The sequence below is a fragment of the Mycobacterium sp. NPDC003323 genome, from assembly GCF_053589535.1.
Genome location: NZ_JBSFSB010000002.1, coordinates 12,526 through 25,062, shown reverse-complemented (window position 1 = coordinate 25,062; position 12,537 = coordinate 12,526). Strand labels below are relative to the sequence as shown.

Annotated in this window: 13 protein-coding genes; 7 read left to right on the top strand and 6 right to left on the bottom strand. The window is 67.6% G+C overall.

Going from position 1 to position 12,537, the window contains the following annotated elements:
- Window positions 1-56: 56 nt before the first annotated feature.
- The 3 genes from ACWDUN_RS06825 to ACWDUN_RS06815 all read right to left on the bottom strand — a co-directional run bounded on the left by ACWDUN_RS06825 (window position 57) and on the right by ACWDUN_RS06815 (window position 3,457).
- Window positions 57-1,325, bottom strand: coding sequence for a lytic transglycosylase domain-containing protein (locus ACWDUN_RS06825; RefSeq protein ID WP_449926404.1), 1,269 nt, complete (start codon window positions 1,323-1,325; stop codon window positions 57-59).
- Between the two features lie 149 nt (window positions 1,326-1,474).
- Window positions 1,475-2,032, bottom strand: coding sequence for a DUF1003 domain-containing protein (locus ACWDUN_RS06820; RefSeq protein ID WP_449926401.1), 558 nt, complete (start codon window positions 2,030-2,032; stop codon window positions 1,475-1,477).
- Window positions 2,033-2,158: 126 nt separating this feature from the next.
- Window positions 2,159-3,457 (bottom strand): magnesium transporter MgtE N-terminal domain-containing protein, encoded by a 1,299-nt coding sequence (locus ACWDUN_RS06815; protein ID WP_449926398.1) that lies wholly within the window; start codon window positions 3,455-3,457, stop codon window positions 2,159-2,161.
- A gap of 25 nt (window positions 3,458-3,482) precedes the next feature.
- On the opposite strand from ACWDUN_RS06815, the gene ACWDUN_RS06810 reads away from it, so the two are divergent.
- Window positions 3,483-4,439, top strand: coding sequence for an HpcH/HpaI aldolase/citrate lyase family protein (locus ACWDUN_RS06810; protein WP_449926395.1), 957 nt, complete (start codon window positions 3,483-3,485; stop codon window positions 4,437-4,439).
- A gap of 4 nt (window positions 4,440-4,443) precedes the next feature.
- Here the strand turns inward: ACWDUN_RS06810 and ACWDUN_RS06805 are convergent, their stop codons facing one another.
- Together ACWDUN_RS06805 and ACWDUN_RS06800 are read right to left on the bottom strand one after the other, a co-directional pair.
- Complete coding sequence (locus ACWDUN_RS06805) at window positions 4,444-4,803, bottom strand: DUF4190 domain-containing protein (protein ID WP_449926393.1); 360 nt, start codon at window positions 4,801-4,803, stop codon at window positions 4,444-4,446.
- Entirely contained in the window at window positions 4,800-5,531 is a 732-nt protein-coding gene (locus ACWDUN_RS06800) for a DUF4190 domain-containing protein (protein WP_449926390.1), read from the bottom strand. The genes ACWDUN_RS06805 and ACWDUN_RS06800 overlap by 4 nt, the downstream gene beginning before the upstream one ends.
- A 128-nt stretch (window positions 5,532-5,659) precedes the next feature.
- On the opposite strand from ACWDUN_RS06800, the gene ACWDUN_RS06795 reads away from it, so the two are divergent.
- The 6 genes from ACWDUN_RS06795 (at window position 5,660) to ACWDUN_RS06770 (ending at window position 11,224) form a co-directional block, all read left to right on the top strand.
- Window positions 5,660-6,172 (top strand): general stress protein, encoded by a 513-nt coding sequence (locus ACWDUN_RS06795; protein WP_449926387.1) that lies wholly within the window; start codon window positions 5,660-5,662, stop codon window positions 6,170-6,172.
- Between the two features lie 120 nt (window positions 6,173-6,292).
- Complete coding sequence (locus ACWDUN_RS06790; protein ID WP_449926384.1) at window positions 6,293-7,690, top strand: ABC transporter substrate-binding protein; 1,398 nt, start codon at window positions 6,293-6,295, stop codon at window positions 7,688-7,690.
- Window positions 7,691-7,767: 77 nt separating this feature from the next.
- Complete coding sequence (locus ACWDUN_RS06785) at window positions 7,768-8,619, top strand: carbohydrate ABC transporter permease (protein WP_449927757.1); 852 nt, start codon at window positions 7,768-7,770, stop codon at window positions 8,617-8,619.
- Between the two features lie 11 nt (window positions 8,620-8,630).
- A complete protein-coding gene (locus ACWDUN_RS06780) occupies window positions 8,631-9,455 on the top strand; it encodes a carbohydrate ABC transporter permease (protein ID WP_449927755.1) in 825 nt (274 codons plus the stop codon).
- Window positions 9,456-9,458: 3 nt separating this feature from the next.
- Complete coding sequence (locus tag ACWDUN_RS06775; RefSeq protein WP_449926383.1) at window positions 9,459-10,631, top strand: ABC transporter ATP-binding protein; 1,173 nt, start codon at window positions 9,459-9,461, stop codon at window positions 10,629-10,631.
- Complete coding sequence (locus ACWDUN_RS06770) at window positions 10,631-11,224, top strand: suppressor of fused domain protein (protein WP_449926380.1); 594 nt, start codon at window positions 10,631-10,633, stop codon at window positions 11,222-11,224. Before ACWDUN_RS06775 ends, ACWDUN_RS06770 begins: the two co-directional genes overlap by 1 nt.
- Before the next feature lie 73 nt (window positions 11,225-11,297).
- On the opposite strand, the gene corA is transcribed toward ACWDUN_RS06770, so the two are convergent.
- Window positions 11,298-12,407 carry a magnesium/cobalt transporter CorA gene (corA, locus tag ACWDUN_RS06765; protein WP_449926378.1) on the bottom strand — a complete coding sequence of 370 codons (1,110 nt, stop codon included), beginning with the start codon at window positions 12,405-12,407 and terminating at the stop codon, window positions 11,298-11,300.
- Window positions 12,408-12,537: the final 130 nt, after the last annotated feature.

The following is a 12,537-nucleotide window of genomic DNA, read 5'->3' as shown; positions in this document are numbered from 1 at the left end:
CGCTGTGTCGGACCCGCGGTCCGCCGGGCCGACTGGGCGGTTGGGTACGACCGAACTCAGGCCGCCGGGCCCGGCGCGGGACCCAGCACCGCGGGCATCGGCGGTGCTGCCGGGGCGGGTGCAGGCGGCGGCGCGAACGGGTTGAACGGAGCGATCGGCGCAGGAGGCGCAGCCGGCGGGGGTGGGGCGAACGGGTTGAACGGTGCCGCCGGTGGCGGTGGGGCGAACGGGTTGAACGGTGCCGCCGGTGGCGGTGGAGCGAACGGGTTGAACGGCGCGGCCGGGGCAGGCGTGTTCTGACCGATGCAGAACACGGCGCAGTTCGGCACGGCCGCGGGCTGGTCCGGACCGGGCGGCACCGGCAACCGGTCGGCGACGTTGGCACGGCCCACGTCGAAGTACTGCCGCATCGACATCGGATCGCTGTCCGGCAGGCCGAGCGCGTTCAACGGCAGGTCGGGTCCGAGACCTTCGGCATCGGTGTTCAGATGCACGTTGGCATCGCGCAGCTGCGGGACCGATCCGGTGATGGGCGGCAGGTCCACCGGCACCACGCCGGTGGCGTAGGCGGCGGCCCACCCCAGCACGTTGCGGGCGTAGGCGACCGAGTTGTTGTAGCGCAGGATGGCCGTCATCACTTGGCCCTGGTCGCGCATGCTCAGCCCGCCGCTGCACAGGTAGCGGGCAGCGGCCAGGGTGGCGTCGAACAGGTTCTGCACCTCGGCCTTACCGTCACCGTTGCCGTCGGAGGCATACCGCGACCAGGTCCCCGGCAGGAACTGCATGGGCCCCATCGCGCGGGCATAGGTGATGCGGTCGTTGCTGCGGCTCTGCACGATGATCTCGTTGCCCGGCAGCGTGCCGTCCAGCGCGGGGCCGAGGATCGGCTTGACCGCGGTGCCGTTGACGTCGGTGGCGCCGCCGCTGGCGTGCATCGATTCGATACGTCCGATACCGGCGAGCAGGTTCCAGCTCATGCCGCAGTTCGGCGCGGCCGACGCCATCATCCGCTCCGCGTTGCGGTAGGCGTTCAAAGCGACGGTCGGGATGCGAAGGCTGCCGGGGGAGTTGACGACGGCGGCCGGCGGGGGAGCGGAGATGGCGCTGCCCGCGGTCTGGAACGGTCGCGGCGTCTTGTAGGCGGCGACGACGGTGGCGCCGGTGTTGTCATCGGGGGTTTCGACGACAGCGGCCAGCGGGGTGACGGTGGCTTCGAGCACCGGTTTGAGCGTCGGTGCCGACGCGCCTACGCCGAGGGTGAGCACCAGCGGGGTGAGTACGGCGACACCGAACAAACCACGTGAGCTGGGAGCCGAATCGGCCACGGACCGGAGCGCCTTGTCTGCGCCGCGTCGCGCCGCAGCAAGGGCGGCGCCTCCCCGTTTTGCCACTCAACCGTCCTAGATCTGTTACCCGACCGTTGTGAACCAGGTCACCATACCTACTGACGCGGCGCCGTGGTGCAGCAATGCGTTTACCGGCCGGGTTCGGCGTCGTCGACCGATTCGGTTTCCGCGGGCTCCGCGGCGGCACGTTTGCCCTTGTTCTTCTTGGTCTTGGGCGGCACCAGCTCGACCAGCATCTCGCGCAGCTCTTCGAGCTCGCGTCGCATGTAATCGCGGGTGGCCACCTCACCGACCGCCAACCGCAACGCGGCCAGTTCACGGGCCAGGTACTCGGTATCGGCCTTGGTCTGCTCGGCGCGTCGGCGATCCTCCTCCAACGCCACCCGGTCGCGGTTCTCCTGCCGGTTCTGCGCCAGCAGGATCAGCGGCGCCGCGTAGGCGGCCTGGGTGGAGAACGCCAGGTTGAGCAGGATGAACGGGTACGGGTCCCACTGCCAGGCGAAGGCGCCGATGTTCAGCAGGATCCAGACGATCACCACGATCGTCTGGATGGCCAGGTAGCGGCCGGTGCCCAGGAACCGCGCGATCCGCTCGCTGTAGCGTCCGACCGCCTCGACGTCGAAGCGGGGTCGCAGCGACCGGGACGGGCGCGGCGTGTCGAGACGCTGCCGTGCCGAGTCGCTCATGCGGTTCCCTCGCAGGCTCGGGTCCCGCATGCCGTTGGATGATTCACTCGGCAAGCCTCGCTCATGCGGTTCCCTCGCAGGCTCGGGTCCCGCATGCCGTTGGATGATTCACTCGGCAAGCCTCGCTCATGCGGTTCCCTCCGCGCTGCTGACGATCACCGGCTCGGCCTCGCGCTCACGCCAGTCGTCGGGCAGCAGGTGATCGAGCACGTCGTCCACCGACACCGCCCCCAGCAGGTGGTTCTCCTCGTCGACCACCGGTCCGCACACCAGGTTGTAGGCCGCGAAATAGCGGGTCAACGCGCCGAGCGCCTCTTCCGGGCGCAGGCTGGGCAGATCGGTGTCGACGATGCCGCTGACCAGAGCCGCCGGCGGTTCGCGCAGCAGCCGCTGCAGGTGCACACAGCCCAGGTACCGCCCCGTCGGGGTGGCCGTCGGCGGACGCACCACGAACACCAGGGACGCCAGCGCCGGGGTCAGGTCGGGATCACGCACCCGCGCCAACGCTTCGGCGACCGTGGTGTCCGGGGCCAGCACCACCGGCTCCGAGGTCATCAGACCGCCTGCGGTGTTCGGGGAGTGGCTCAGCAGCCGTCGCACATCCTCGGAATCCTCGGGGTCCATTCGGCGCAGGAACTGCTCGGCATCGGCGGGCGCCATCGAGCCCAGCAGGTCGGCGGCGTCGTCGGGATCCATCGCCTCCAGCACGTCGGCCGCGCGTTCGGTCTTCAGCTGGCGCAGCACGGCGGCCTGATCGTCCTCGGGCAGCTCCTGCAACACGTCGGCGAGACGCTCGTCGTCCAGGGCGTTGACGACCTCGTAGCGGCGTTTGGCCGGCAGATCGCGGATGGCGTCGGCCACTTCCACCGGACGCTGACCCTGGAACTGCTCGAGCAGCTGGGCCACGCCCTGATCGGGCATCGCCAAACCGGACGGGGTGAGACCGTGCACGTGCTTCCAGTCCACCGAGTACACGTTGCTGCGGCGGCCGAGCCGGCGCTGCGGACGCACCGCCACCTTGGTCACCACCCAGTCCCGGGTGCGGGTCTGTTCGATGCCCAGATCGACGACGACCACGTCGAGTCCGGCGAGCTGTTCCAGGTCGGGATCGTCGACGCGCACGCGGGTCTCCAGCACCTGACCGAGGGCGAGCACCTCGCCGGGGCGTTGTGCGAACCGGCGCAGTGACACGTTGCCGGTCGACAACGTGACGGTGCCCGGCTCGATCGCGGTGACTCGCAGAATGGGGACGAAAATCCTTCTCCGGGTGAGCAATTCGACGACCAGGCCGAGAACGCGAGGTTGTTGGCGCACGATGCTGATGCTCACCACGATGTCGCGGACCCGCCCCACGGACTCACCGTCGGGACCCAGGACCACCATTCCCGCCAGGCGGGCCGCGTAGACCCGGGTTACCGCCACCATGACTCAAAGCGTAGAGACTTACAGCGTGGACAACGTGTATCGCCCCCGCCGAACCTGCCTGTCCGTACCCGGTAGCAGCGACAAGATGATCGCCAAGGCCAAGACGCTGGCCGCCGATCAGGTGTTCCTGGACCTGGAGGACGCCGTGGCCGCCGACGCCAAGGCCGCCGCGCGTGCGCGGGTAGCCGACGCGCTCGCCGATTCCGGGTGGTCCGGGCAGTTGCGCGGAGTGCGCGTCAACGACTGGACCACGCCGTGGACCCATGCCGATGTCATCGAGGTGGTCTCACGTGCCGGTGCGTATCTGGACGTCATCGTGCTGCCGAAGGTGCCCGACGCCACGCATGTGCATGCGCTGGACATGCTGCTCACCCAACTGGAGATGACCCACGGACTTCCGGTGGGCCGCATCGGCATCGAACCGCAGATCGAGAACGCCCAGGGCCTGACCAACATCGACGTCATCGCCGCCGCCCCGCGCGTGCAGGCACTGGTGCTCGGTCCGGGGGACATGGCGGCCAGCCTGAACATGCGCACATTGGAGGTCGGCGGTCAGCCCGAAGGCTATGACCTCGGCGATGCCCATCATCACGTGCTCATGCGGATCCTGATCGCCGCCCGGGCGCGCGGTCTCAACGCGATCGACGGACCCTACGTCAAGGTGCGTGACGTCGAGGGCTTCCGTCGGGTGGCCGGGCGGTCGGCGGCGCTGGGATACGACGGCAAGTGGGTTCTGCATCCGGACCAGATCACCGCGGGCAACGAGATCTTCAGTCCGCGCCAGGCCGACTACGACCATGCCGAGCTGATCCTGGAGGCCTACGAATGGCACACCTCGCAAGCCGGCGGTGCCCGCGGCGCGGTGATGCTGGGCGATGAGATGATCGACGAGGCCAGCCGCAAGATGGCGTTGGTGATCGCGGGCAAGGGTCGCGCGGCCGGGATGTCGCGGACCGGTCAGCGCTACCAGCCGCCGGCCTGACGCGTCAAGCGGTCAGACCGGTGGCGAACACCCCGATCCACAGCAGCAGGCCGAGCACCATGAACGCGGTCACCACACCGCCGATGATGGTCCCGGCCAGCGCGAGTCCGTAACCGTCCTGCCCGCTGCGTTTGGTCTGCCGCATGGCGATCACGCCGAGGATCAGCCCGGCCACCGACGGCAGCCCGCAGAAGACCAGTCCGGCCAGCGCGCTGACCAGCGCACCGATCGCCATACCGTTGGTGCCCACCGGTCGCGGCGGCGGATATCCGGGATACGCCGGGTAGCCCGGATACGGCGGGTGATGAACCGGCGGTGGCAATGCGGCGTCGTCGGGATATTCCAGCGGCCGGTCGCCGGTCACGGTGAGACGCTGGCGATGCCGACGATCAGCACACCCAGTGCGATACCGGCGGCCAGCACCAACCCGCCCAGCACGATGCCGGAGATGGCGAGCTCCTTACCGCGCTGACCCGTCTTCTTGATCTGGTTGAGCGCCACGATGCCCAGCACGATGCCGGCGATGGCGGCCGGGGGACCGCCGAAGAAACAGAAGAAGAACAGCGGGATCGCCAGGCCCGAGCACACCAGGGAAGCGATCGCCGAATTGTTCTGCGGCATGGCAGCCGGCCCGCCGTACGGAGGCGGATAACCGGGAGCGCCGTAGGGCGCCGGCCCCGGATAGGGCCCCGGCGCGCCGAACTGCGGCGGCGGCGCGCCGAACGCGCCGGGCGGTGGGGGCGGGTACGGCGGTGGGGCGCCGAACGCGCCCGGCGGTGGCCCACCGAAGCCGGGTGCATTGACATCCCCGGGTACGCCGTAACCGGGCGGCGGGGGCGGATAGCCGGTCGCCTGATAGTCCGGTGGCGCGAACCCAGGCTGTGGGTACGCCGGCGGTTGGCCGTAGCCCGGAGGCTGCGGCGGTTCAGTGAACCCGTACGCGGGCGGCGGCGTGTAGTCCGGCGCAGCGGGCTCGGGGCGCTGCGCGGACTGTTCGATCGGCGGCGCCTCGTATCCGGCTGCGGTCGGTTCGGAACCCGAACCCGACTCCGACGGCGGCGTTGCGGCAGCGTCCTCACCCGGATTGGTCATGTGTCAAACCTAGCGTACGTGCTGGTCCCTGCGATGATCCGTTGTTGTCGGCGCGGGTACCCATGTTTGCGCTCCGGGGCATAGGGTTGTTGCGCAAGCCGGCTGTCAACGTGAGGAGAACGCAAGCAATGACGGGTCCCCTTCGACCAGGCCAAGACCCGGTGGGACGGCCGGGTGCTCGAACCCCGGCGGCGCTGCCCACCCCACCCAAGGGCTGGCCCATCGGCTCCTATCCCACCTACGCAGAGGCGCAGCGCGCGGTGGATTACCTCTCCGATCAACAGTTTCCGGTGCAGCAGGTGACCATCGTCGGCGTCGACCTCATGCAGGTCGAGCGGGTCACCGGTCGGCTGTCGTGGCCCAAGGTGCTCGGCGGTGGCGTGCTCTCGGGTGCGTGGCTGGGCCTGTTCATCGGTTTGATCCTGGGCTTCTTCAGCCCCAGTCCGTGGGGTGCGCTGGCCACCGGCCTGATCGCCGGCGTCTTCTTCGGCTTGATCACCTCGGCCATTCCCTACGCGATGGCGCGCGGCACAAGGGATTTCAGCTCGACCATGCAACTGGTCGCGGGCCGCTACGACGTGCTCTGTGATCCGCAGAATGCCGAGCAGGGACGGGATCTGCTGGCGCGCTTGACGATCTGATCGCCCGACGCGCCCGCGAAGTGGTTGCATATTACGCGCCTCTGGCTCTACGTTGAGCCCGCGGGAGGTTCCCTCCCGAGCTGCTCTGGCAGCGACATCGGACGCAGACGGAGGCCGGTAGTGCGCACACGACGGCTTTGTGCGGCGGTGATGGCTGCATTGACGGCCGGGTCGGTCATGACGGCGTGTGGCTCCGCCGAGGACGGCATCGTCATCAGCTACTACACACCCGCCAATGAGATGGCAACGTTCACCGCGGTCGCACAGAAGTGCAACGAACAGCTCGGCGGGCGCTTCACCATCAGACAGGTTTCGTTGCCCAAGGGGGCCGACGATCAGCGCCTGCAGCTGGCGCGTCGGCTCACCGGCAACGACAAATCGCTCGACGTGATGGCACTCGACGTGGTCTGGACCGCGGAGTTCGCCGAGGCCGGCTGGGCGCTGCCGCTCTCGGATGATCCGGCCGGCCTGGCCGAGGCCGATGCCACCGACAACACGCTGCCCGGCCCGTTGGAAACCGCCAAGTGGCAGGACAAGCTGTACGCGGCGCCGATCACCACCAACACCCAATTGCTCTGGTACAGAGCCGATTTGATGCCCGCACCGCCGGCCACCTGGGATCAGACGGTAGCCGAGGCCAAGCGGCAGTACGCCGCAGGCGGGCCGAGCTGGATCGCCGTCCAGGGCAAGCAGTACGAGGGTCTGGTGGTGTGGTTCAACACTCTGCTGGAGAGCGCCGGCGGGCGGGTGCTCTCCGAGGACGGCAAGACCGTCACGCTGACCGACACCCCCGAACACCGGGCCGCCACGGTCAAGGCGCTGCAGATCATCAAAGACGTTGCCACCGCACCGGGTGCCGACCCGTCGATCACCCAGACCGACGAGGGCACCGCCCGGCTGGCGCTCGAGCAGGGCAAAGCCGCCCTGGAGGTGAACTGGCCCTTCGTGCTGCCCTCGATGCTGGAGAACGCCGTCAAGGGCGGTGTGGCGTTCCTGCCGCTGAACGAGGACCCGGCGCTGGCCGGTGCCATCAACGAGGCCGGCAGCTTCTCACCGACCGACGAGCAGTTCGACACCGCGTATGAGGCCAGCAAGAAGGTGTTCGGTTTCGCGCCCTTCCCGAGCGTCATCGAGGGGGAGCAGGCCAAGGTCACCCTCGGCGGGCTGAACCTGGCCGTCGGGAAGAACACCCAGCACAAGGCCGAGGCGTTCGAGGCCATCCGCTGCCTGCGCAACGTCGACAACCAGCGCTACACCTCGGTCGAGGGCGGACTGCCCGCGGTGCGGGCGTCGCTGTACGACGATCCGGCGTTCCAGGAGAAGTACCCGCAGTACGAGATCATCCGCCAGCAGCTGACCAATGCCGCGGTGCGCCCGGCCACGCCGGTGTATCAGGCGGTGTCGACGCGGATCTCGGCCGCGCTGGCCCCGATCACCGAGATCGACCCGGAACGCACGGCCGACGAACTGGCCGAGCAGGTGCAGAAGGCGATCGACGGCAAGGGGCTGATTCCGTGAGCCAAGCGAGAAGCGAAGCCGGATCGCGCACGAAGACCGCCAAGGCGGGCACCGACGATCTCGCCGCGCAGCGCCGGCTGGCCTACTGGCTGATCAGCCCGGCGGTGTTCCTGATGCTGGCGGTGACGGCCTATCCCATCGGCTACGCCGTGTGGCTCAGCCTGCAGCGCTACAACCTGGCCGCCCCCGATGACGTCGAGTTCATCGGCATCGAGAACTACGTCACCATCCTGTCCGACGGGTATTGGTGGACGGCCTTCGCGGTCACTCTGGGCATCACCATCGTCTCGGTGGCCATCGAGTTCGTGCTGGGCATGGCGCTCGCCCTGGTCATGCACCGCACCATCTTCGGTAAGGGCACGGTCCGCACGGCGATCCTGGTGCCCTACGGCATCGTCACCGTGGCGGCCTCCTACAGCTGGTATTACGCCTGGACACCGGGCACCGGTTATCTGGCCAACCTGTTGCCGACCGGCAGCGCGCCACTGACCGAACAACTTCCGTCGCTGGCGATCGTGGTGCTCGCCGAGGTGTGGAAGACGACGCCGTTCATGGCGCTGCTGCTGCTGGCGGGTCTGGCGCTGGTGCCCCAGGACCTGCTCAACGCCGCCCAGGTGGACGGGGCCGGCGCCTGGAAGCGGCTGACCAAGGTGATCCTGCCGCTGATCAAACCGGCGATCCTGGTCGCGTTGCTGTTCCGCACCCTGGACGCATTCCGCATCTTCGACAACATCTACGTGCTGACCGGCGGCGCCAACGACACCGGCTCGGTGTCGATCCTGGGTTACAACAACCTGTTCAAGGCGTTCAACCTCGGACTGGGTTCGGCCATCAGCGTGCTGATCTTCCTGTGCGTCGCGATCATCGCCTTCATCTTCATCAAGGTGTTCGGTGCGGCCGCGCCCGGTAGCGATGAGGAGGCCCGCTAGTGAGCGACCAGGTGGGGGCCCGCCGCGCGACCGGCTGGGCGATCGTCAACGTCCTCGTCGTGCTCTACGCACTGTTCCCGGTGCTGTGGATCCTGTCGCTGTCACTGAAGCCGACGTCATCGGTCAAGGACGGCAAGCTGATTCCCGAGCAGATCACCTTCGACAACTACCGCGCCATCTTCGAGGGCAACATCTTCACCTCGGCGCTGATCAACTCGATCGGCATCGGGTTGATCACCACGCTCATCGCCGTGGTCATCGGTGGCATGGCCGCGTACGCGATTGCGCGGCTCGACTTTCCGGGTAAGAAACTGCTCGTCGGGGTGGCCCTGCTGATCGCGATGTTCCCGCAGATCTCGCTGGTGACACCGATCTTCAACATCGAGCGTCGGCTCGGGCTGTTCGACACCTGGCCCGGTCTGATCATCCCCTACATCACCTTCGCGCTGCCGCTGGCGATCTACACCATGAGCGCCTTCTTCAAGGAGATCCCCTGGGATCTGGAGAAGGCGGCCAAGATGGACGGCGCCACACCGGGGCAGGCCTTCCGCAAGGTGATCGCACCGCTGGCCGCGCCGGGCATCGTCACCGCCGCCATCCTGGTCTTCATCTTCGCCTGGAACGACCTGCTGCTGGCGCTGTCGCTGACCGCCACCGAGCGGGCCATCACCGCGCCGGTGGCCATCGCGAACTTCACGGGCAGTTCGCAATTCGAGGAACCCACCGGTTCCATCGCCGCGGGCGCGATGGTCATCACCGTCCCGATCATCATCTTCGTCCTCATCTTCCAAAGACGTATCGTGGCCGGCCTGACCTCCGGCGCGGTGAAGGGGTAGTCCATGGCCGAGATCGTGCTGGATAACGTGTCGAAGAGTTACGCCAACGGCGCCACGGCGGTCAAGGACCTGTCGCTGACCATCGCCGACGGCGAATTCATCATCCTGGTGGGCCCGTCGGGCTGTGGAAAGTCCACGACGCTGAACATGATCGCCGGTCTGGAGGACATCAGCTCCGGCGAACTGCGCATCGGTGGCGAACGCGTCAACGACAAGGCCCCCAAGGACCGCGATATCGCGATGGTGTTCCAGTCGTATGCGCTCTACCCGCATCTGACGGTGCGCCAGAACATCGCCTTCCCGTTGACCCTGGCCAAGGTCGCCAAGGACGAGATCAACCGCAAGGTCGAGGAGACCGCCAAGATCCTTGATCTGGCGGCCCTGCTGGACCGCAAACCGGCGCAACTGTCGGGTGGTCAGCGCCAGCGGGTCGCCATGGGCCGGGCCATCGTCCGCAATCCCAAGGCATTCCTGATGGACGAGCCGCTGTCCAACCTGGACGCCAAGCTGCGCGTGCAGATGCGCACCGAGATCGCCCGGCTGCAGGATCGGTTGGGCACCACAACGGTGTACGTCACCCACGATCAGACCGAGGCCATGACGCTGGGCGATCGGGTGGTGGTGATGCTGGCCGGCGTCGCACAACAGATCGGCACGCCCGAAGAGCTCTACAACACCCCGGCGAACCTGTTCGTGGCCGGGTTCATCGGATCGCCGGCGATGAACTTCTTCCCCGCCACGCTGACCGACGGCGGGGTGAAGCTGCCCTTCGGTGAGGTGGTGCTCTCCGATGAGGTGCAGCGCACGCTGGACCAGCATCCCAAGGCCACCAACCTGATCGCCGGTATCCGTCCCGAACATTTCGACGATGCCGCGCTGATCGACACCTATTCGCGGATCCGGGCGGTCACTTTCGAGGTGACCGTCGACCTGGTGGAATCCCTGGGTGCCGACAAGTATCTGCACTTCCGTTCCGAGGGCTCGGGCGCCAAGTCGGCGCAGCTGGAGCAGTTGGCGGCGGATTCGGGTATCGGCGAGAACGAATTCGTCGCACGGGTTTCCGCGGACTCTCAGGTCACCACGGGCGGTAAGGCCGAACTCGCAGTGGACACCTCGAAGCTGGTGCTGTTCGACGCCGACTCCGGGGTGAACCTCTCGATCCCGCCGGCGGGGTAGTGGCCGACGTCCTGGGTGAGGTGCGCGAGCGACTGCGAGCGCACTTCACCGACCTGGGTGTGCTCGGTGAACCCAGCGAGGCCAGCATCACCTTCCTGGGCGCCGACCGGATCGACATCCTGCGGTTCGGTCCCGACGCCGGCGGTGTGAATCACTTTGTCTCGCTGGGATGTTCGCGCTACCCCATGGCCGATCCGACCGATTTGGTCGCCGACGGGGTGCGCGGGCCGCGCGCCGAGGTCGTGGTGTCGCTGCGCCCGCCCAGCCCGACCGGCCTGGCGAAATCCATTGCGATACTGGCGGCGGCGCCCGCAGTCGAGGGACTGGTGCTGGAACCGGATGCGCTGGTCGACCTGGAGACACCGCTGTTCGCGGGGTCGCCCTTTCGGGCATTCCTGTTGAGTTCCAGCGATATCACCGATATCGCGCTGCCCGAACCGCTTTCGGCGGTGATGTTGCTGCAGGCCACGCCCATCACGCCGACCGAGGCGGCCTGGGTGCGGCTCAAGGGCGCCGAGGCGATGCGCGAAGCCTGGCGCGCCGACGGCGTCGACGTGTTCGACGCGGCCCGTCCCGCCAGCGAGCCCTCCTGATTTCCCGCGAGCAGACGCAAAAGTGCCCAAAAAGTGCTCATTGTGGGCACTTTTGCGTCTGCTCGCGGAAGAACTAGAGCCAGTGGTTGCGGCGGAAGGTTCGGTACAGCAGCGTGCAAATCGTGAGCATCACCAGCAGCACGGCCGGATAGCCCCAGGTGGCCTTCAGTTCCGGCATGTGCTCGAAGTTCATGCCGTAGATGCCGGCCATCGCCGTCGGCACCGCCGCGATGGCGACCCACGCCGAGATCTTGCGCATATCCGTGCTCTGCTGCATCGACACCTTGCCGACGGCGGCCTGCACCAGTGAACTGAGCACCTCGTCGTAGCTGGTGATCCGGTCCGAGGCCTGGGTGTTGTGGTCGAGCACATCGCGGAAGTAGCGCCGGATCTCCTTGGAGATCAGGTCGTTGTGGTCGGTGCCGATGCGCTGCAACGCGAAGGTCAACGGCGCGATGGCCCGGCGCAACTCCACGATCTCGCGCTTGAGCATGTAGATGTGTTCGATATTGGTCGCACTGGTGGGGGAGAAGACGTTCTCCTCCATGGCGTCGATATCGGTTTCGACCAGGTCGGTGACATCGAGGTAGGAGTCCACGACATGGTCGGCGATCGCATGCATCACCGCGTAGGGGCCGAGACTGCAGGCCGCCGGGCTGGTGTCCATGTGCCTGCGCACCCTGGCCAGTCCGCTGTGGTCACCGTGGCGGACGGTCACCACGAAATCCCGGCCGACGAAGATCATGATCTCGCCCGTCTCGACGATCTCGCGGGCCCGGGCCATCGAGTCGTGTTCGACGTAGTTCACGGTCTTGAGCACCAGGAACAAGGTGTCGTCGTAACGCTCCAGCTTGGGCCGCTGGTGCGCGTGTACGGCGTCCTCGACGGCGAGTTCGTGGAGTCCGAATACGTCGGCAACGGCCTGCATCTGATGTTCGTCGGGTTCGTGCAGGCCGATCCAGACGAACGCCGACGCGCCGTCGGCCTCGATCTCGTGCACCTTGTTCAGCGCCGCGGCGTGGGTGTACTTGCCCGGCAGCCGGCTGCCGTCGCGGTAGACACCACAGTCGACCATGGCGCGAGCGACCGGCACGTGGATGCTGGCCGCGTCGGGCTCGACGCCGGCACCGCGACGCGCGGAAGGACGCAGCTTGGACGGCGGAAGCGGTCGGAATGTCGGCATGAGCCACCTCCCCATACGGGTCGCGGTCGGGCGGTATGCCCGCGCCGATGTTACTCGTCAGTCGCGTTTCCAACCTCTCACCTGCGGGGTTGGGGTGCCGGTGAGGTCCGGGCATGAAGTAGCGTCGAGC

What these genes read in the sequence shown, in the direction of transcription:
- ACWDUN_RS06795 (WP_449926387.1), top strand. Translation starts at nt 5,660, where the DNA reads ATGACGGGTCCCCTTCGACCAGGCCAAGACCCGGTGGGACGGCCGGGT.
- ACWDUN_RS06800 (WP_449926390.1), bottom strand. Translation starts at nt 5,531, where the DNA reads ATGACCAATCCGGGTGAGGACGCTGCCGCAACGCCGCCGTCGGAGTCG.
- ACWDUN_RS06815 (WP_449926398.1), bottom strand. Translation starts at nt 3,457, where the DNA reads ATGGTGGCGGTAACCCGGGTCTACGCGGCCCGCCTGGCGGGAATGGTG.
- ACWDUN_RS06820 (WP_449926401.1), bottom strand. Translation starts at nt 2,032, where the DNA reads ATGAGCGACTCGGCACGGCAGCGTCTCGACACGCCGCGCCCGTCCCGG.
- ACWDUN_RS06775 (WP_449926383.1), top strand. Translation starts at nt 9,459, where the DNA reads ATGGCCGAGATCGTGCTGGATAACGTGTCGAAGAGTTACGCCAACGGC.
- corA (WP_449926378.1), bottom strand. Translation starts at nt 12,407, where the DNA reads ATGCCGACATTCCGACCGCTTCCGCCGTCCAAGCTGCGTCCTTCCGCG.